This is a genomic window from Dysgonomonas hofstadii (assembly GCF_014196915.1).
GTDB classification, from domain to species: Bacteria; Bacteroidota; Bacteroidia; order Bacteroidales; family Dysgonomonadaceae; genus Dysgonomonas; species Dysgonomonas hofstadii.
This window is the reverse complement of the sequence record NZ_JACIEP010000008.1, coordinates 192,345-211,286: the sequence shown is the minus strand read 5'-3', so window position 1 is coordinate 211,286 and position 18,942 is coordinate 192,345. Positions and strand designations below refer to the sequence as shown.

General features: G+C 39.4%; 20 protein-coding genes. 17 read left to right on the top strand and 3 right to left on the bottom strand.

Features of this window, described 5'->3' with window-relative positions; translation table 11 throughout:
* Positions 1–19: 19 nt before the first annotated feature.
* Positions 20–169 carry a hypothetical protein gene (locus tag GGR21_RS12775; RefSeq protein WP_183307612.1) on the bottom strand — a complete coding sequence of 50 codons (150 nt, stop codon included), beginning with the start codon at positions 167–169 and terminating at the stop codon, positions 20–22.
* Between the two features lie 245 nt (positions 170–414).
* On the opposite strand from GGR21_RS12775, the gene GGR21_RS12770 reads away from it, so the two are divergent.
* From GGR21_RS12770 to GGR21_RS12695, 16 genes are all read left to right on the top strand, one after another.
* Positions 415–1,407, top strand: coding sequence for an AAA family ATPase (locus tag GGR21_RS12770; protein WP_183307611.1), 993 nt, complete (start codon positions 415–417; stop codon positions 1,405–1,407).
* A gap of 87 nt (positions 1,408–1,494) precedes the next feature.
* Positions 1,495–2,364 (top strand): DUF58 domain-containing protein, encoded by an 870-nt coding sequence (locus GGR21_RS12765; protein ID WP_183307610.1) that lies wholly within the window; start codon positions 1,495–1,497, stop codon positions 2,362–2,364.
* Positions 2,365–2,432: 68 nt separating this feature from the next.
* Positions 2,433–3,476 (top strand): hypothetical protein, encoded by a 1,044-nt coding sequence (locus tag GGR21_RS12760; RefSeq protein ID WP_183307609.1) that lies wholly within the window; start codon positions 2,433–2,435, stop codon positions 3,474–3,476.
* Positions 3,477–3,500: 24 nt separating this feature from the next.
* Positions 3,501–4,484 carry a vWA domain-containing protein gene (locus GGR21_RS12755; protein WP_183307633.1) on the top strand — a complete coding sequence of 328 codons (984 nt, stop codon included), beginning with the start codon at positions 3,501–3,503 and terminating at the stop codon, positions 4,482–4,484.
* A gap of 106 nt (positions 4,485–4,590) precedes the next feature.
* A complete protein-coding gene (locus tag GGR21_RS12750; RefSeq protein WP_183307608.1) occupies positions 4,591–5,619 on the top strand; it encodes a vWA domain-containing protein in 1,029 nt (342 codons plus the stop codon).
* A 22-nt stretch (positions 5,620–5,641) separates the two neighbouring features.
* Positions 5,642–6,457, top strand: a complete 816-nt coding sequence (locus GGR21_RS12745) for a tetratricopeptide repeat protein (RefSeq protein ID WP_246348067.1) — start codon at positions 5,642–5,644, stop codon at positions 6,455–6,457.
* Between the two features lie 8 nt (positions 6,458–6,465).
* Positions 6,466–7,383 carry a BatD family protein gene (locus GGR21_RS12740; RefSeq protein ID WP_183307607.1) on the top strand — a complete coding sequence of 306 codons (918 nt, stop codon included), beginning with the start codon at positions 6,466–6,468 and terminating at the stop codon, positions 7,381–7,383.
* 69 nt (positions 7,384–7,452) lie between these two features.
* Positions 7,453–9,291, top strand: a complete 1,839-nt coding sequence (locus tag GGR21_RS12735) for a BatD family protein (RefSeq protein ID WP_183307606.1) — start codon at positions 7,453–7,455, stop codon at positions 9,289–9,291.
* Positions 9,292–9,303: 12 nt separating this feature from the next.
* Positions 9,304–10,134 carry a tetratricopeptide repeat protein gene (locus GGR21_RS12730; RefSeq protein WP_183307605.1) on the top strand — a complete coding sequence of 277 codons (831 nt, stop codon included), beginning with the start codon at positions 9,304–9,306 and terminating at the stop codon, positions 10,132–10,134.
* 39 nt (positions 10,135–10,173) lie between these two features.
* Positions 10,174–10,869, top strand: coding sequence for a phosphatase PAP2 family protein (locus tag GGR21_RS12725; protein WP_183307604.1), 696 nt, complete (start codon positions 10,174–10,176; stop codon positions 10,867–10,869).
* A 78-nt stretch (positions 10,870–10,947) separates the two neighbouring features.
* Complete coding sequence (locus GGR21_RS12720; protein WP_183307603.1) at positions 10,948–11,202, top strand: DNA-binding protein; 255 nt, start codon at positions 10,948–10,950, stop codon at positions 11,200–11,202.
* A 158-nt stretch (positions 11,203–11,360) separates the two neighbouring features.
* Positions 11,361–12,482: a universal stress protein gene (locus tag GGR21_RS12715; RefSeq protein ID WP_183307602.1), complete on the top strand. Its 1,122-nt coding sequence runs from the start codon at positions 11,361–11,363 to the stop codon at positions 12,480–12,482.
* 86 nt (positions 12,483–12,568) lie between these two features.
* On the top strand, positions 12,569–13,291 hold the full coding sequence (locus GGR21_RS12710; RefSeq protein WP_183307601.1) for a hypothetical protein: 723 nt from the start codon (positions 12,569–12,571) through the stop codon (positions 13,289–13,291).
* 1 nt (position 13,292) lies between these two features.
* Positions 13,293–14,153 (top strand): hypothetical protein, encoded by an 861-nt coding sequence (locus tag GGR21_RS12705; protein WP_183307600.1) that lies wholly within the window; start codon positions 13,293–13,295, stop codon positions 14,151–14,153.
* Positions 14,154–14,215: 62 nt separating this feature from the next.
* On the top strand, positions 14,216–14,689 hold the full coding sequence (locus GGR21_RS12700; protein ID WP_183307631.1) for a DinB family protein: 474 nt from the start codon (positions 14,216–14,218) through the stop codon (positions 14,687–14,689).
* Positions 14,690–14,702: 13 nt separating this feature from the next.
* Positions 14,703–16,793: a dipeptidyl-peptidase 3 family protein gene (locus GGR21_RS12695; protein WP_183307599.1), complete on the top strand. Its 2,091-nt coding sequence runs from the start codon at positions 14,703–14,705 to the stop codon at positions 16,791–16,793.
* Positions 16,794–16,845: 52 nt separating this feature from the next.
* Here the strand turns inward: GGR21_RS12695 and GGR21_RS12690 are convergent, their stop codons facing one another.
* Both GGR21_RS12690 and GGR21_RS12685 read right to left on the bottom strand, forming a co-directional pair.
* Positions 16,846–17,499, bottom strand: a complete 654-nt coding sequence (locus GGR21_RS12690; protein WP_183307598.1) for a hypothetical protein — start codon at positions 17,497–17,499, stop codon at positions 16,846–16,848.
* Entirely contained in the window at positions 17,465–18,271 is an 807-nt protein-coding gene (locus GGR21_RS12685) for a metallophosphoesterase family protein (protein ID WP_183307597.1), read from the bottom strand. The genes GGR21_RS12690 and GGR21_RS12685 overlap by 35 nt, the downstream gene beginning before the upstream one ends.
* Before the next feature lie 338 nt (positions 18,272–18,609).
* Here GGR21_RS12685 and GGR21_RS12680 point away from each other — a divergent pair, with 338 nt between their 5' ends.
* Complete coding sequence (locus GGR21_RS12680; protein WP_183307596.1) at positions 18,610–18,891, top strand: hypothetical protein; 282 nt, start codon at positions 18,610–18,612, stop codon at positions 18,889–18,891.
* Positions 18,892–18,942 lie beyond the last annotated feature (51 nt).

Here is an 18,942-nt window from a genome sequence, read left to right as displayed (position 1 = left end):
TATTAGCTCCTTTCCGTTTTCAGTATGCGTCTGGGAAAAGTATATTAAGTTCTTTTTTCTTTTTTAATGTCCGGAGTGTGTCCAGCCTGATACCATCAATATTCGCACCAAATTCTATTAATTTTATTTTATCTTCCGGATTGGAAACAGAAAGGAAACCAAATTTCATATATCTTGTTTATTTACAATGGGTTTTGCCGGGTACCGTTAATAAATAAACAGGTTAAATGTGAACAAAAGTAAAAGAAATAAAATGAATTGACAATATTTCGCTTATCTCGCTTAAATACTTCGTTCTACTTAATTTTTTTTAACTCCGAATAGTCGCATATCAGATTTAACATTTCTATTTTTGTGTGCTTAGTAAAATAGTAAAATCAAAACAATAATATAAACGCTTAATAGTATAAGAACATGGCGCAAGTGGATATTAGAGAACTTACCGAAAGGATACAAAGTAAAAGTGCTTTTGTAGAGTCGCTTACGATGGGGATGGATAAGGTTATTGTCGGACAAAAACATCTGGTGGAATCTCTCCTGATCGGCTTACTGGCAGACGGGCATATATTGCTCGAAGGGGTACCCGGGCTGGCGAAAACCTTAGCGATAAAATCATTGGCATCCCTGATAGATGCAAAATACAACCGTATTCAGTTTACTCCCGATTTGTTGCCTGCCGACGTTGTCGGTACAATGATTTACAGTCAGAAAACAGAAGAGTTTTTGGTAAAACACGGTCCTGTTTTCTCTAATTTTGTGTTGGCGGACGAGATCAACCGTGCTCCGGCTAAAGTACAGAGTGCTTTGCTTGAGGCTATGCAGGAACGTCAGGTCACTATCGGTGAAAAAACATATAAGTTGCCTTCTCCGTTTCTGGTAATGGCTACACAGAACCCTATCGAACAGGAAGGTACATATCCGTTGCCTGAAGCACAGGTAGACCGTTTTATGTTGAAAGTGGTTATAAACTATCCGAAAAAGGAAGAAGAAAAACTGATCCTTCGTAACAATCTGACAGGTGACTACGGTAAGTTGGAACCCGTGATGAAAGCCGAAGAGATCATCAGCGCACGCGAAGTGGTTCGTGATGTTTATCTGGACGAAAAGATCGAAAAATATATTGTGGATATTGTGTTTGCCACCCGCTTCCCTGAAGAAAACGGATTGACATCGTTGAAAGGAATGATCGGGTTCGGAGCCTCGCCACGTGCTTCAATAAGTCTTGCATTGGCCTCTCGAGCTTATGCCTTTATCAAGCGTAGAGGATATGTTATACCAGAAGATATTCGTGCCGTATGTCACGATGTATTGCGTCACCGTATCGGTTTGACTTACGAAGCTGAAGCAAACAATACCAATTCTGACGAGATCATCAGTGAAATACTAAATAAAATAGAAGTACCTTGATACTAATGTGTCAATGTAATAATATGCCAATGTGCCAATAAAAAGAATTGACATATTGGCACATTGAATAATTAGCACATTAAGCACATGGAAACAAGTGAATTATTAAAAAAAGTACGCCAGATTGAGATAAAGACCCGCGGATTGTCCCGCAACATCTTTGCAGGACAATACCATTCTGCATTCAAGGGCAGGGGGATGGCATTCTCTGAGGTACGGGAATATCAATATGGGGACGATATCCGCGATATCGACTGGAATGTGACAGCCCGCTACAACAAGCCTTTTGTAAAAGTGTTTGAAGAAGAGCGGGAGCTTACTGTTATGTTGCTTGTCGATGTATCGGCCAGTCAGGATTTTGGTACACACGTTTCTGTCAAAAGGGATGTCGTGACCGAAATAGCTGCAACTCTGGCATTTTCGGCCATCCAGAACAATGATAAGATAGGAGTGATCTTTTTCTCCGATAAGATTGAAAAATTTATTCCTCCTAAAAAAGGAAGGAAGCATATATTGTACATCATCCGCGAACTGATCAATTTTCAGGCAGAGAGCCCGAAGACCGATATGGGAATGGCTCTAAAATACCTGACCAATGTGATTAAAAAGCGTTGTACAACATTTATGATTTCGGATTTTATAGATGTGAAGGATTATAACAATGCTCTGACTATTGCCAACCGTAAGCATGATATCGTGGCCTTGCAAGTGTATGATAATCTGGAAACCCAATTACCGAATGTAGGGCTGATGAAGATGCTGGATTCGGAAACCGGAGCCGAGCGCTGGGTGGATACCTCTTCACGAAAGGTAAGGGATGTATATAAAGACTGGTGGCAAAAGCAGCAGCAAAATATGCAGACATCCTTCAACAGGAGTAGGGTAGACAATGTATCGGTGCGTACTGATGAAGATTATGTGAAAGCTTTGCTGGCATTATTCAAGAAAAGAAACTGAAAGATTAAATTATGAGTTATAGGTTATAAATTGCTTGTAACTCGTAACTTGTAACTCGTAACTAAAATATGTGGAGATTTAGAAATATATTACTGCTCTGTTTGCTTTGTTGCATGAGTTTTCCGCTCTTTGCGCAAAAGACGACAGTCAGGGCGACAATACAGCCTTCGGATATACTGATAGGCGAGCAGGCGGTGGTTAATGTCGAAGCCATAGCACCCAAGGGAAGGGATATTATATTCCCTGTTTTTGGAGATACTTTGATAACTGGTATCGAAGTGTTGAAGATGTTAGAGCCTGATACTGTGATGACCGAAGTGATGACTATCAGTCAGAAGTACATTGTGACTTCTTTCGATTCCACACTGTATCATGTGCCTTATATGCAGGTTGTCGATGGAACTGATACCCTTCGTACAAATGACTTTGGACTGAAAGTATCTGCGCCGCAATTATCTGATTCAACATTAGCCTATCTCGAAAAACTGAAGAATCACGAAACCGATTCCATTGATTTCGAAAAGCTACAGATCTTTGATATAAAGGATGTTCAGTCTCCTCCCATAGTTTGGCAGGATTACCTGGAATATTTATATATCCCGTTGATCATTATTCTTATTCTTGCCTTGATCGGCTTGGCCGTATATTTCGTCATGAGGAAAAAGAAAAAAGGATATTTCTTTACACCTAAGGTCGTGCTTCCACCTCATGTGGTCGCTTTACAGGGGCTGGATAAGCTGAAAGCATCCAAACTTTGGCAGAAAGGTCAGGAAAAAGAATATTACACAGAACTTACCGATATTCTGCGCGAATATATAGATCACAGGTTTAATATAGATGCTCCCGAGATGATTTCCGATGATATTATTGATGCCGTACATCTGGCTACAGATACTAAATCGGCTACGGATGGATTATCGCAAATATTGAAGCTTGCCGATTTGGTGAAGTTTGCAAAATATACTCCTTTTACTGATGAAAATGATCTGAGTCTTGTGAATGCCTATTTGTTTGTTAATCAAACGAAAATAGAGGAGAGGACGTCGCTCGAAGATCAAAAAAAAGAAGAAAAGGGAGATGAATCGAATAAGGAAAAAGAACAACAAAGCTAAAGATATTGAACGTATATGATGGATATAGTATATGCCAATCCGAAATATTTATTCCTGCTCTTATTGCTGATACCGCTTATAGGGTGGTACATCTATAAGCTGAGGAAGATGCAGGCAACATTTAAGATGTCTTCGGGCTTTGCATTCGAAAAAGCACCGTCAACCCTGAGGGTTTATCTGCGCCATTTTCCTTTTCTGTTGAGGATTATAGCCCTTGCCCTGATAATTATTGTATTGGCAAGGCCACAGAGTGTTAGCTCTTCCGATACATCGAACTCCGAAGGTATAGATATTGTAATGGCTCTCGATATTTCGGGGACAATGATGGCTCAGGACTTTTCTCCTACGCGCCTCGAAGCGGCTAAAAAAGTTGCTGCAGAATTTATAAACGATCGCCCTAACGACCGGATCGGGCTGGTGATATTTGCCGGCGAAAGTTTTACCCAATGTCCTTTGACTACAGATCACCGGGTATTATTGAACCTGTTGAATGAAGTGAAGTTCGGCATGATACAGGATGGTACGGCTATCGGACTTGGTCTTGCTAATTCCGTGAACAGGTTGAAAGACAGCCAATCCAAATCGAAGATTGCGATCTTATTAACTGACGGATCGAACAATGCGGGGCAAATCCCGCCTTTGACTGCGGCCGAACTGGCTGCATCGTACGGTATCAGGGTATATACTATCGGTATAGGTTCGCGGGGTACATCTCTGGCAAGAATAATGACGCCATACGGCCCGCAGACTATGCAGGTTTCAGGTGACTTTGACGAACGTACGTTGACCGAGATCGCCTCCATAACTAAAGGTACATATTTCAGGGCGACGGATAACACCAGCCTGAAGCAGATATATGATGAAATTGATCAGATGGAGAAAACTCACATCAGTGTGAATACTGTGACGAAACGTAAAGAGCTTTACCTACCGTTTGCCATTCTTGCATTGGCTTTGGCCGGACTGGAATTATTCTTGCGTCGTACATGGTTGAGAAACATTCCTTGATGAAATGAAAAATTAAGAATTAAGAATGAAAAATAATACTTGTATCTTGTTTACTTGTCAACTTGTATCTGGCTTGTCAACTTGTAACTTGTAACTTGTAACTAAAATGAGTGTATTTAGATTTGCGAATCCTGAATTTCTATATTTATTCTTTCTCGTTCCTGTGTTTATAATAGGATTTATCTATTTGAACATAAGGAAGCGGAAAAGCGTTGAAAAATTAGGAACCTTAGCTCTTGTAAAACGGATGATGCCCGAACTTTCACTGAAACGTTCGTATCTGAAATTCTGGCTTGTACTTGTAGCTATTGGTTTTGGTATAATTGTCCTGGCTCGTCCCCAGTTTGGCACTAAGGTTGAAAAAGTCGACAAAAAAGGGATAGAGCTGGTGATTGCGATCGATGTATCGAATTCGATGTTGGCAGAAGATATACAACCCAGCAGGTTGGCAAAGGCCAAACAAATCCTTACCCGTATAATTGACGAACGGAAGAATGATAAAGTTGCCATTGTCGTATTTGCTGGAGAAGCGTTTATCCAGTTACCACTTACACCTGATACACAATCGGCCAAATTGTTTTTGGAAACTATAGATCCCAGCCTGGTACCTGTTCAGGGAACAGCTATAGGAAGCGCTATCGACATCGGGATGACCTGTTTTTCCAGTGATACAGATATAGATAAAGCAATTGTTCTGATCACGGACGGGGAAGGCCATGAAGGAAATGCCGAACAGGCCGCGGCAAGTGCCGCCGACAAAGGTGTCCATGTAAATGTGGTCGGTATTGGTACAACAAAAGGTGCTATGATTCCTGTGGCTGAAGGTTCGGCAAACGTGAAGCGTGACACAGAAGGACAGCCTGTGGTGACAAAGCTAAATGAAGAAATGTGCCGTCAGATAGCCAAAGCCGGAAAAGGGCTTTATGCTCATGCCGACAATTCGAACAGTGCATTGAAAGCTTTACAGGACGAACTGGAGAAACTGCAGAAAAAAGAAATAGACGGGATAGCATACTCCGAGTATGACGAAAAATTCCAGATATTCGCATGGGCCATGCTCATTCTCCTGTTTATCGAAATATGTGTGTTTGACAAGAAAAACAGGATATTCAGAAATATAAGATTGTTTAAGTGATTAAAACTGGAGATTCTATAGAATGATGAAAAGATCGTTATTTATTATATTGTTTGTATTTATTGGCGTTGGTCTGTTCGCTCAGAATTCGAAAGGAGCACGTAAGGCTGTACGCTCGGGTAATAAGTCGTATAAAGACCAGTTGTATGGTACTGCCGAGGCTGATTATCGTAAAGCATTAGAAGAAGATGCATCGTCAAAAGAAGCATCTTTTAATCTGGCGAATACTTACTACAAGCAACAACGCTGGGACGATGCCCTCAAAGAATATCAGCATTACCTGACACTGGAAGCCGAAAACCCTGAAAAAATGGGCTCGGCGTGGAGTAATATTGGTAATACCTATCTGAAAAAGAAAGCCAATGAAAAGGCAGCGGCGGGTGGAGGTGCCGCCATGATGGGGGCAGCAGCCGGTCAGCAGCAGCCACAACAAGGTCAAGCCAAACAACAGGAAGATAATCTGAAACAGTCGATGGAAGCCTATAAGAATGCTTTGCGACTCAATCCGACTGATGACAACACCCGTTATAATCTGGCTGTGGTACAGAAAATGATCAAAGACAGGGAAGACCAGAATAAAGATCAGAATCAGCCACAACAGAATAAAGATCAAAAACAAGATCAAAAGCAGGATCCGAAACAAGATCCACAGCAAAATCAGGATCAAAAGCAAGATCAGCAACAGCAACAGAACCAGATGTCTGAGCAGAATATGCAACAGATATTACAGGCTCTGGAGCAGGATGAAAAAAATACACAGGAGCGTGTAAAACAGGCTAAAGCACAGGAACGTAAAAAGCAAAACGAGAATAACAGAAAACAGAATAAGGATTGGTAAGGAGGATTATGGAAAAGAAGCTACATAATCATGTACGCAGGCGATTATTTATATTGTCTCTTGTATTGTTGCCTTTTATGTCCGGTTCCGGTTTATTTTCTCAGGATATTAAGATCAGCATAGATGCGCAGGAGAGTGTTTCTGTAGGGGAGAGGTTTAGGGTAAATTATGTAATCGAAAGTGATAAAGAGGTAAATGAACCTATCGTTTTCAAGAAGATAGAAGGTTTCGATATCCTTTATGGACCTGCCGTATCTACTTCTTCTTCTGTATCTTTTAAGGAAGGAAAACGAATAGCCGTCTATTCTTCCACTTCGTCCTACCATTTAATGGCACCGAAAGCCGGAAAATATACTTTACCCCGTGCAGAGGTGGCAATAGACGGAAAGAAATATAAATCTGAAACATTTAAAATAGAAGTAAAAGACAAGGGGCAGGAACAGCCACGCGGGCAATCAAAATCCCGTGCGCAATCTCAGTCTCAATCCACAATACAGGAACCGGAAGACATAGATGCCTTTATCAGGACAATAGTCTCAAAGACAAGCGTCAACCTGTCGGATACGCTGATAATTACTTACCGTCTGTATACAACGCATAATATAAGCCGGATTTTAAGAAGTGATTTTCCTTCCGTTACAGGTTTTTATTCCAGTAACATCACCCGGTCGAGGCAGGGATTCAGGCAAGAGAAAATAAACGGGAAGACCTATAATATGGTGGATCTGCGAAAACTGATACTCCAGCCACGTGATGTAGGCCGAAAGATTATACCTGAGGGACAGATCATAGTAGAATATGCTACTCCCACGGGTCGTAAGGTTAGAGATTTTTGGGGAGATATATATGAAGAAACTATTAAAACTGAAAAGACTTTGACGATAGAGTCTGCAATAATCAGTGTGCAAGACCTGAAAGCGATATAAAGTTATTAACTTTGTATTTCTAATTTGCCTAATGTATAACTAAACTAAAATAATATAAAGCACAGGGTAATGAAAAAATATCTGTTTTTATTTATCTTATTACTCACAAGCATTTCGAAGATATCTGCCGATGACATTACGTTTGTCATCCAGGCTCCGGCCAGTACCGTAAAAGGAGCACAGCTCCAGCTTCAATATGTATTGAAAGGGGGAGAAGGCAGTAGTATAGAGATTCCTGATGAAATAAAAGGTTTCGACATCCTGTATGGACCATCCATCTCGCAGATGTATAGTTCGTCGAATGTCAACGGTAAGGTTACCTCTGAAAGTAACATAACATATACATATCTGCTACAGGCAAAAGAAGAAGGTACATTTACATTGCCCGTAGCCACAGTGAAGGTTGGCGGGAAAAACTATAAATCGAATTCGAAACAGATAAAAGTCCTGCCACCGGACAAGAACGCACAACCAACCCAACCCGGGCAGAGAGTGGAAGCTACAACTTCATCTTCTACTGTAGATAATGTCAGTTCTTCTGATATTTTTGTACGTATCATTCCGTCTAAAACCCGCTTTAAAGAACAGGAGGCGGTAACGGTGACTTTCCGTTTGTATTCCACATTGGACATTATGTATTTGTCGGATGCAAAATTTCCCGAGTTCGAAGGATTTATGACCGAAGAGTTTGATCTTTCCCGAAATCAGCAGATCGGTATGGAACATTATCAGGGGCGTAATTATTATGCCGTTGACTTTAAGAAAACTCTCTTATTCCCTCAGCGATCGGGTAAAATATCTATTCCCAGCGGTACGGTCGAGGCTGTTATACGGGTTCCTTCGGGGCGAAAGGTAAATACATTTTTCGGTCCGCAGGAAGTGATGACCGAGACCAAAAAAGTCATGAGGACCAATCCACTGGTCTTGGACGTATCGGCATTGCCTATAGAGAACAAGCCCCTTAATTTTTCGGGAGGGGTAGGTAATTTTACATTTACGCCAACTATTACCTCAGAAAAGGTGAAAGCCAATGATGCGGTGACTATCAAGCTTGAAATAAAAGGTACGGGAAACCTGAAACTGATAAAAAATCCGGAAGTAAAATTTCCTAAAGATATAGAAACATACGATCCTGTGGTGAAAAATGATTTTAAGATCACAGAGAGCGGGCTTTCGGGGACTAAGACTATCGAATACATGTTTATTCCCCGTTATCAGGGAAAATATGCAATACCTCCGATCGAATTTTCATATTTCGATACCAGAAGCAACAGCTATAAGACAGTATCTTCTCCTGCCTATAACCTGGATGTGGATAAAGATCCGAATGCGGGTCAGAATGTGTCGACCAGTTATTCTAACCAAAGGAATGTAGAGGTGGAACAGGATATCCGTTACCTGAAAACCGGCGGATTCTCGTTCAGTGATCAGCAAAGCTTTTTTGCAGGTTCGTTCACATATTGGGTATGGTACATTATACCGTTCATATTGTTTGTGGTATTCTTTATTGTTTACCGTAAGCAGATAAAGGCAAACTCGGATATTGCACTGATGCGTACCAAGAAAGCGAACAAGGTTGCCACTAAGCGATTGAAACTGGCCAAGCAGTATTTGCAATCGGGTAAAAATGATAACTTCTATGAAGAGATATTGCGTGCAGTATGGGGATATCTGAGCGATAAACTTACCATACCTGTCGCTGAGTTGAACAGAGAAAATATTGAAGCCGAACTGCTGAAATATGGTATTGATGAAGCTCTTATCCGTCAATTCATAGATATTCTCGATACAGGTGAGTTTGCCCGTTATGCTCCATCCGGAGGTGGAGAAGCTATGGATAAACTGTATAACGATACAGTAGATGCTATCGGTAAAATGGAAAGTACAATTAAAAAAATAAACAAATAATAATTAGGTCTGATGAAACGAATAATATTCTCCTGCCTATTTATATTATCTATATATTCGGTGTCTTATGCACAGGATTCTATCCCTTTGGTGGATACACTAAAAAGCCAGTCTGGCGCAGCAGATATATCAGGTGGCGATATGTCGGTAAATGCACAGGCTACAGCCGCATATAACGAAAGAGACTATCGGCACGCCATTGAACTACTGGAAACGGAGAAGAAAGAACAATTGGCAAAAGGCTTGGAGTCTCCGGCATTATATTACAATCTGGGTAATGCCTATTTCCGTGTGAATGACCTGGCGCATGCACGCCTTTATTATGAAAAGGCTTTGCTCCTCGATCCGGGCGACAGGGATACGCGCCATAATATAGATTATATAAGCACCAAGATAGAAGATAAAATACTGGTTGCCGATACATTCTTTTTGAATATATGGTTCCGTGCTGTGCAAAATATGTTTAGTTCTGATGCCTGGGCTGTGGTAGCAGTGGTTGTCTTTATACTTTTTATGGTTTGCCTCGTGGTATTTTTCTTCAGTAGGCTGATTACGATAAAAAAGGCTGCCTTTTATGCAGGAATAGTTACTCTTGTAATTGTTATTCTGGCGAATGTGTTTGCTTTCAGGCAAAAATGGAAGATCGAGACACGTGATACAGCTGTTGTTATGGTTGGCTCGGTAACTGTGCTGGGGTCGCCTGACATCAATAGTAAAGAATTGTTTATACTCCATTCGGGAACGAAAGTTTCCATTACAAAACAAGACCGTAACTGGTATGAAATAGAGATAGACAATGGTAGCATCGGCTGGGTACAGAAAGATAAGCTGGAGCTAATTTGAGAACAAGAATAATACTATGAATCAAAAACATACCAATAAATGAGCCTTGTAGAGAAGATTTTACCGTATGAAAGAGAACTTTTCTTATGGCTTAACGACCATCATACCCCTTATTGGGATACTTTTATGTGGTTGTATAGCGGCAAGGTAATCTGGTTGCCTCTGGCCGTTGTGGCTTTGGTTGTTTTTGTATATAAAGTAAAATGGAGGGAAGCATTGCTGATTATTATTTGTGCAGTATTAGTAGGTATGCTTTGTGATTATTTTTCAGCTAATATTATTAAACCTTTTTTCGAGCGGTTACGTCCTACACATCATCCCGATTTTCAGAGCTTTGTGGAGATTGTAAACGATTACAGGGGAGGACGTTATGGCTTTATCTCAAATCATGCTGCTAATGGCTTTGGTATTGTTGTTTTTACATCTCTGCTTTTCCGGTACCGTTATTTTACCCTTACGATGGTACTATGGGCAACAACGACTGCATATTCCCGCATCTATCTGGGCGTTCATTTCATTTCGGATGTTGTAGGAGGGGCAATGTGGGGCTCATTAATAGGCTTTTTTGTCTATTATGTTTATTTAACCTCTCGTCAATATATTCTGAAAGTTCCTAAAGAGGAATTGAAAACCCCTGTCTATTCGAAAGAAAGGGCGTATGTGCTGATGGGTACTATCGGTCTCACCGTGATATTTATTACTGTTTATAGTGGAATATTTGATATTCCCGTTTAAAATCCATTGTTTTTCAAAAAAGAATTTTATAACTTTAGAACATATTCCTAATCAAGTACCATTTAAAATTTAGAGAGTATGAGTAGAGTAATTAAATTTTCAGAGCTGAGAAGAATCAAAGACAGCTTACCAGATGGAAGCATACATAAGATAGCTGAGACATTACAGGTCCCGGTAGAAACAGTATGGAATTACTTCGGCGGGTATAGTTACCAGAAAGGCCAAAGTTGTGGGGTTCATATAGAACCCGGGCCCGATGGAGGTTATGTCTCACTCGATGATACCACGATTCTGGATATGGCTTTGGAAATGATGGAATCGAAAGAAGCCTAAAGAAAAATAGAGAGATGGATACCCAAAGTGTTCATCTCTTTTTAGAATGAAAAAGGATATTTAGCATAACTTTTCGTTATTGTTATGCGTTTATATAAGATAATAAAGACGGTCTGAGACCTGAAAAATGGAGGTTGGAAAAATAAATATTTACGGCAATGGAAGATAAACTGGTTACACTTGCGATTCATACAAATGAAAAAGCACAGATACTGAAAACTGTATTGGAAAACGAAAATATTGAAGTACACATCAATGATGTGGATATCGATAATCCTGGCGTTTCTACGGGAGTGCGTATCCGTATAAAAGAATTGGATCTTCCCAGAGCCCTGAGTGTGGTAGAAAGCCGGCATCTGTTTAGTTACGATGAAGAAGAAACATACAGGACTGATGATGGGCGTAAGCGTGTTCTGGTTCCTGTCGATTTCTCCGATTATTCACTGAAAGCGTGCCGGATAGCATTTAATCTGGCCCGGGATATGAACGCTAAGGTAAAAATACTGCATGTATACTTCAATCCTTACTATCCTACAGCCCTGCCTATGGCCGAAGCTTTTGCTTATCAGGGAAAAGAAGAAAAAGAGTTCCAGAATATAATAGAGAAAGTAAAAGAAAATATACAAAAGCTCTGTAATACGATAGATCAGAAGGTATCGGAAGGGGAGTTCCCTCCTATCAATTACTCTTATGTATTGAGGGAAGGCTTGCCCGAAGAAGAGATAGTAACGTTTACAAAGGAATATAAACCTTCGCTCATCGTAATGGGTACAAGAGGTAAAGACCAGAAAGATGCCGACCTGATAGGTAGTGTGACTGCTGAAGTGATAGAGATGACGCATGTGCCGTTAATTGCCATTCCTGAAAACACACCGTTTACAGACATGAAGCAGGTGAAGCATATTGCATTCCTTACAAACTTCAGTCAACGCGATCTTATATCTTTCGATTTACTAGCCAAACTTCTTATTCCATTTCATGATATACGGATTTCCCTGACTCATATTTCAGTGAAAAAAGGCGATCAGTGGGATGAGATAAAACTGGAAGGTATTAAGGCTTACTTCTCTAAGCAATATCCGAATCTAAATCTCGATTACAGATTGGTAGATACTACCGATATGTTGAAAAGTCTTGATGAATATATCAAAGATGACGGCATACAGATATTGGCTCTTACTACCAGCAAGCGGAATATATTTGCGCGTATGTTCAGCCCGAGCATTTCACGTAAAATGTTGTTCCACTCCGATACACCATTGTTAGTTTTGAGAGGATAAATCTTTATCAGGTATATAAAATCATAAGAATCTATTCGTTATCTTTGACAGAAACGAATAGATTTTTTATTTAAACACATTTATCTATGAATAAGCCTTTTGTTGTATTTATATCAGTATTATCGGTTGTTTTGTTTAATTCGTGTGTAGCTTATAAAGAAGCCCCTTCATCTCAGGAGCACATAAAGTACGCAGCCACCACTCCACCTGAGGATAACATAACACAATCGTTGTTCAACGATGAAGATGCGAAAATCACGGAAGAGAATATTCAGAAAATACTTGATGGAAAGTATTCGTTAGCTGAACATTTGCGGGTTGCAGTTGTAAATATAGACAACCAACGGTCAAACAGATATTACTGGAACGACGAAGACTATCTTTCTTCACGTCAACGATACTTAACTACATTGACTTCTAATCTCGAGAATCAGCAAAGGGTACAACGGGTTTCTTTAATTCCTGACATTATGATGTCTTCTTCATCTTCTTTTACTTCAATCAGGGAAGCCGCAGTGCGTATGCAGGCCGATGTAGTACTGATCTATTCTATAAGGGGAGGTACATATTCAAAATATAAAATGTTCTCGGCAAACGAGTATAAAGCATTTGCTACTACTCAAGTCTTAATTATGGATGTGCGCACAGGCTTGGTTCCTTTTTCCACTGTAGTGACCGAAGATTATCAATCATCTAAGCAAAAAGATGATTTCAATTCGAATGAAGCAGAAAAGAGAACACAGGAAGAGGCTGTAGCGAAAACATTAGCCAGAGTATGTAATGAAATAAATGTTTTTCTAAGCAAGTAGATTGAAACCTTTTTTTCTCATATTATTCCTTTTTTGTATCGTCTTTTGTAATGCACAACAAGATGCAGATGTTTCTTTGTTGCCGGATGGGGCTATTCCTTTCCGTGATTTCAAGAATAATGTTATTCTTGATGCATACATCGATGATAGTATACCCATAAAAGCCATGCTCGATATTGGCGCATGGGGACTGGCCGTACCCGAAAGATTCAGAAAGGATAAGGAAGATGTAAGGAAATATGAAAAATTCCGCTTTTCTACAGGCCCATGGGCGAAAACCATGTCGGCTACATTTATGGACACAAACAGCCAGTTCCTGCATTGGTATGGCGAAGATTGTGTACTCTTAGGCTGGGATTTTTTCTATCGGCGGGTTATTGAGATATCTTATAAAGATAAATATTTAAAAGAATGGCGTCCCCGGGATTTAATCGGATTGGAAGGATATGACTGTATTGAATTCAAGAATAGAAACAGGCGCCTGCTGGTTCCTGCTTCGGTCATTGTACAAGGGAAGAAAATAGAGGGGGATTACTGGATAGATACAGGACTGAACGGGGCACTCTTTTTTACACACAATATACTATCCGATTATGATCTGGATATCAGTAAAACGAAAGAAGGCAGGGCAAAGAATCTTGATACGAACCGCACAAAAGTAAGCCTGTTAAGAACAGATACCATACAGATAGGAAATACCATATTGTTAAATAAAGATGTGATATTCTCCGAATCGGAATGGTTTGTCTTTAAGAAGAATGATTTGTATGTTGGATTATTAGGAAATCAGTTCTTCAAGAACTTTTCCGTGATATTTGATTTTCGCGAAAACAAACTTTATCTCAAATCTGTTGAAGAATAGTCATTATTTCAACTTTCTTCTCAAAAAACTGTACCTTTGTTACCTTAAAAAAGAGAGAAATGATATTAGATCGTGATTTTAACAGTATTGTAGATGGAGTATTGGATATAGTCCGTAACTGGGAAAAAAGACTATTGGATTTACCTGTGGATGTGATCACTGAAAAAAGAAATTCTCAGGATAGGACTATAAAGCAACTGGTCGGACATCTTATCGATTCTGCGTCGAATAACCATCAGCGAATGGTAAGGTTACAATATAATGCGGAACTGATATTTCCCGATTATACACAACATAATGACCTGTGGATAGCTCTACAGCATTATCAGGATATGAACTGGAGCGATCTTGTTAATTTGTGGAAGTTCTATAATTTGCATATTGTACATATTATAAGGAATATCGACAAATCGAAACTGGACAATAAATGGACAGATTTTGAGGGTAATACAGTTACTCTGGGAAATATGATTGACGGTTATCTGTCGCATTTGCAGCTTCATACGAAAGAGATAGAAGAAATAATCAATTCGTAATAATTATAAACAAATGAAAAAAACAATATTGATTGCTATGACAGGATTTTCCATGTTATTTGCAGGTTGTGGGGGACAGCAAAAAACCACAGAAAAACAAACAGAAGCCGATACTGTTCCTGCCGATTTTAAATATGAAGTGGATGAATTTGCTGATCTGCAAATACTACGCTATTACGTACCTGGATTTAACAACCTTACTCTGCAAGAGAAAGAGCTGGTTTATTACCTTTCAATGGCAGCATTGGAAGGACGCGATATCTTATTCGATCAGAATAATAAATACAATCTGGCCATCCGTCGTGTATTGGAGGCCATTTATACAAACTACAAGGGAGATAAGAATTCTCAGGACTACAAGGAATTTGAGGTCTACCTGAAGCGTGTCTGGTTCTCAAATGGTATCCATCACCATTATGGGGAAGAGAAGTTCCTGCCGGGATTCTCTAAAGAGTTTTTCAGGGAACAGGTTCTGGCACTTCCTGACAGCCTGATACCGAGAGACTATTACCGGGGACAGGCAGAATATGTATCTGCTGAGAACTTCGTTTCTATGATAACCCCTGTTATGTTCGATCCTGCTGTTATGGCTAAAAAAGTGAATCAATCAGGTGGCGATCTGATAGTGACTTCAGCCAATAACTATTACGGGGACAGAATTACACAAAAAGAAGTAGTCGATTTTTATGCCGCGATGAAAGATACTACCGACCAGACACCTGTATCTTATGGGCTGAACAGCAGGCTTGTAAAACATTGGGATAAACTGGAAGAGGATGTATGGAAAGTAGGAGGATTATATTCTCCGGCCATAGAAAAGATTGTTTACTGGCTTGAGAAAGCGCAAGGTGTAGCCGAAAATGATAAACAAAAAGAGGTGATTGTAAAACTTATCTCTTACTACAAATCCGGAGACCTGAAAACGTTCGATGAATATGCCATCGCATGGGTGGAAGATCTGGCTTCTAAAGTGGATTTTGTAAATGGATTTACTGAGGTTTACGGTGATCCGCTGGGAATAAAGGCCAGTTGGGAATCTATTGTGAATTTCAAGAATGAAGAAGCTACGAAGCGTGCAGAGATTATCAGTACAAATGCCCAGTGGTTCGAAGATCATTCTCCTGTAGATAAGAATTTTAAGAAAGAAAGCGTGAAAGGTGTAACGGCAAAGGTTATCACTGTAGCCCAATTGGGTGGTGACTGCTATCCGGCTACACCTATAGGCATTAACCTGCCGAATGCCGACTGGATTCGCAAAGATCACGGATCGAAGTCAGTGACTATTGAGAATATAATGGAAGCTTATGATGCCGCCGGAGCACACACCGGATTCAATGATGAATTTATGTGGTCGGCAACAGAAATAGAATCCATTAAGAAATATGGCTTTATTACCGATGTACTGCATACCGATTTGCACGAGTGTTTGGGACATGGTTCGGGCAAACTATTGCCGGAAGTAGATCCGAATGCTTTGGGTGAATTCAGTTCCACAATAGAAGAAACCCGTGCTGACCTTTTCGGCCTATATTTCCTTGCTGACTCGAAGTTACTGGAACTTGGCATTATTCCTGATGTTGAAGCTTACAAGGCTGAGTATTATAAGTTTATGATGAACGGCTTGATGACACAACTTGTACGCATAGAACCGGGCAAGGATATCGAAGAGTCGCATATGCGTAACCGTCAGCTTATAGCACGCTGGGTATATGAAAAGGGAAAAGCTGATAATGTGGTGGAATTTAAAGAACGTGATGGTAAAATATTCGTTGTGATAAATGATTATAAGAAACTGCGTACTTTATTCGGAGACCTGCTTGCTGAAATTCAACGGATCAAATCGGAAGGAGATTTCGAAGCAGGCAAGAAGATTGTTGAGGATTATGCTGTGAAAGTGGATAAAAAATTACACATGGAAGTACTCGAACGTTATAAAAAGCTGAATATGAAGCCATATAAAGGCTTTGTAAATCCTGTGTTTGAACTCGTACAGGATAAGGATGGCAAAATAACTGACGTGAAAATCTCTTATAACGAAGGATATACAGAACAAATGATGCGTTATGCTAAAGAGTTTTCAAATCTGCCAACTTATAACGATTAAGACATTGTTTATATATGAAAAACGGGGTATCTGCTGATATCCTGTTTTTATTTTAAAACAATTGCATCTTTAAACCGAAAGATAACCTGAGGTAATCTTTTGGTTTCAGATAACTGTTTGTGAATGCGCTGACCATATAAAGATCGTTTGTACTAAGTTCATAGAATACTGTCACCGATTTCGAGAAGAATCGTTTATTCTCCGGAATTTTATATGTAAGCCTTTGTCCTACATATATGCTAAAGCGCATTTTAGTGGAAAACGAATAATAATTGCTCGGATATTTGTCTGGTTCACTTACCCAGAAGTCTCCATCGAAGATGGTATTCACATATAAACCACAAGCCAGAGGATCTAATGAGAAATGTTCGTTAAAATGTTTTTTCCAAGGGATGAAGTTTTGTTTCAGTGTAAATGTGACTTTTGTTTTATCCGTCGAGTATTTTGGTAAAATACCGAAGAATACATCTGTTTCCCATTGATTATTTTTTCCATAGTCCCATCCCGCACCTATAGACAATAATCCCATCCCTCCCGCATACTGTATTTTCGTATGTGAAGGGATAAGTTTACTCCATTGGTCCTGGTATTTTTCAACCCTTTTCTCGTATCCCGTTTGAGCAATAGCTATTACTGAAAAAACGGATAATAGGATACTTAGATATAATCTTTTAAAATTCCACAACTTCATAATCGTAAGTATCATCAGGTTTTAGTGTAAATACATAATATTTTCTTTTGGCTATATTGGATATGCCGTAATATATGATGCCGTCTTCGAAAAGATCATTTTCCTCGAGACTATGGTTGTGTCCATGAAGGCAGAACTGTAACTTTGGAAATTCTTTTATATAGCGCTGGAAAACATTGGCCACGTTATCGTTGAATTGATCTGAAAACGGACGGACATGCATGGCCATCACCGTTTTGTCAAAATCATCTTTCCTGCTTACCATCTCTTGCTCGATGAATTTAAAATCGGGTACAGGATAAGAGTAGTCAAATTCCAGTGCGTTTGTATTCAGGCATACAAATTTAGTCCTGCCTGCAATGAATGAGAAATTTACTTCTCCAAATACTTTCTCAAAGATCTCGATACCATTAGCCAGACAATCGTGATTTCCTAATAAGACAACATAAGGGACAGTCAGTTTATTCAATATGTCCCGTTGCCACATAAATTCTTTTGTCAGCCCGAAGTCTGAAATATCTCCTCCATGTATCACGAAATCTATATCATTTCTCTTATTGATAAGTTTAACGACATCTTCGGTTTCGTCATACCAGCGTTGGGTATCGCTTATCAGGATGAACCGGATGGTACTTTTTTCGGCACAGGCAGTTTCTATACGCTCGATGTTCTTTTGATTGATGCCTGTTTCGCCACTGATACGTCCATCGTAAGGATGGTATTCTATCATTTCACAAGATTGAAGCAGCAGGCATGAAATAAGTAGTAGTGTTGTAATCTTTTTCATATTCCTTGTTTTGCACCGACAAGTTTAAATACAAAAAACCGGACTATTGTTTGATTAAATATATTAAATTGTATAAAAATGTATTTTTAAGAAAAATTTCACAAAAATACAGATAATTTTGAAAAAAACGATAGAGAAAAGAATTTCAGAAGATTTTATCTATACTTGGTTAATATGCTAATTGATTAATATGCCGATGTGCCAATTAAGAAAAAAAATATGTAAGTTTTGTCAGGTTTTAGTTAAGATGGATTTTATGCTATTTTCAATAAGGAATAAAAAATACTACCTTTGTTCTATATAATTATTCTAAAAGAATATAATGCAAATCATTGATTATGAAATTGAAAGAGGAAAATAAAAATAAATCGGTGCTGACAACCAGTTATGTACTGACAAATGGTTCGCCTGTTACCTTTGTTCTGTACGACGAAGACGGAGACTGGCAACTTTTCGGAGAAGAGGAAATCCCGGAGGATGAGGACGCTTATCTGGTATCTGTAGAAGAAATCATAGAAATGGAGCCTGCCCTGCGTAAACTTCCCGATATGAAACCGGGACAAGCCGTTGTACGTGAAAAGGATGGTACTCGTTGGTTTTTTGTAGAGGACGAGAAGTAGCCGGTACCACATTTTTTTAATTAGCCCTATACTTTTTTATTCATAATAATT

Coding starts and splice junctions, on each gene's coding strand:
- GGR21_RS12775 (WP_183307612.1), bottom strand. CDS start 169: ATGAAATTTGGTTTCCTTTCTGTTTCCAATCCGGAAGATAAAATAAAA.
- GGR21_RS12770 (WP_183307611.1), top strand. CDS start 415: ATGGCGCAAGTGGATATTAGAGAACTTACCGAAAGGATACAAAGTAAA.
- GGR21_RS12765 (WP_183307610.1), top strand. CDS start 1,495: ATGGAAACAAGTGAATTATTAAAAAAAGTACGCCAGATTGAGATAAAG.
- GGR21_RS12760 (WP_183307609.1), top strand. CDS start 2,433: ATGTGGAGATTTAGAAATATATTACTGCTCTGTTTGCTTTGTTGCATG.
- GGR21_RS12750 (WP_183307608.1), top strand. CDS start 4,591: ATGAGTGTATTTAGATTTGCGAATCCTGAATTTCTATATTTATTCTTT.
- GGR21_RS12745 (WP_246348067.1), top strand. CDS start 5,642: ATGATGAAAAGATCGTTATTTATTATATTGTTTGTATTTATTGGCGTT.
- GGR21_RS12740 (WP_183307607.1), top strand. CDS start 6,466: ATGGAAAAGAAGCTACATAATCATGTACGCAGGCGATTATTTATATTG.
- GGR21_RS12735 (WP_183307606.1), top strand. CDS start 7,453: ATGAAAAAATATCTGTTTTTATTTATCTTATTACTCACAAGCATTTCG.
- GGR21_RS12730 (WP_183307605.1), top strand. CDS start 9,304: ATGAAACGAATAATATTCTCCTGCCTATTTATATTATCTATATATTCG.
- GGR21_RS12725 (WP_183307604.1), top strand. CDS start 10,174: ATGAGCCTTGTAGAGAAGATTTTACCGTATGAAAGAGAACTTTTCTTA.
- GGR21_RS12720 (WP_183307603.1), top strand. CDS start 10,948: ATGAGTAGAGTAATTAAATTTTCAGAGCTGAGAAGAATCAAAGACAGC.
- GGR21_RS12715 (WP_183307602.1), top strand. CDS start 11,361: ATGGAAGATAAACTGGTTACACTTGCGATTCATACAAATGAAAAAGCA.
- GGR21_RS12710 (WP_183307601.1), top strand. CDS start 12,569: ATGAATAAGCCTTTTGTTGTATTTATATCAGTATTATCGGTTGTTTTG.
- GGR21_RS12695 (WP_183307599.1), top strand. CDS start 14,703: ATGAAAAAAACAATATTGATTGCTATGACAGGATTTTCCATGTTATTT.
- GGR21_RS12690 (WP_183307598.1), bottom strand. CDS start 17,499: ATGATACTTACGATTATGAAGTTGTGGAATTTTAAAAGATTATATCTA.
- GGR21_RS12685 (WP_183307597.1), bottom strand. CDS start 18,271: ATGAAAAAGATTACAACACTACTACTTATTTCATGCCTGCTGCTTCAA.
- GGR21_RS12680 (WP_183307596.1), top strand. CDS start 18,610: ATGAAATTGAAAGAGGAAAATAAAAATAAATCGGTGCTGACAACCAGT.